At 43.5% G+C, this 503-nt stretch carries 1 pseudogene; it reads left to right on the top strand.

The annotated features are described in order from the left end of the window. Window positions 1–78: 78 nt before the first annotated feature. A pseudogene (locus tag R7Q48_RS31605) lies at window positions 79–503 on the top strand (EAL domain-containing protein); the annotation flags it as partial.

Raw genomic sequence — 503 nt, forward strand, 5'->3', positions numbered from 1 at the left:
CAATTAGACACATTTGATTCTTCAAATTGGAACTGCATCCTGTTACATTGACTCAATGCTAAATTCTCGGCGTTTTTCATGGAGTTAAAGAAACAGTCTGACTACGAACAGTACATAAGACAGGACGGTCTTGGGGAATATTACGTAGTCATCAACCAATTCACTTTTCACAGTGTTTATCAGCCGATTTTTGATAAGCACCAACGCGTTATTGGAATGGAAGCCCTCCTTCGTATTCATGGCGCAGACGGCGTTCAAATTCGCCCAGACATTTTTCTCTCCAACGCAAGTATCGACCCTTACTTTCGCTTATGTGTTGAATTTTTATCCCGAGCCATGCACATCAGAAACTTCGCTCGTCACTTTGCCGGAACGCCGATTAAGCTCTTTCTCAATGTTATGCCTCAAACCCTACTCACGCTCACCAAAGACATGGGATTTAAAGACAACGGCTTGCTTTACAAACGTCTTGCCGATTTGGGTATGACCCCGTCTGATGTGGT

The sequence above is a fragment of the Vibrio sp. 378 genome (assembly GCF_033339435.1).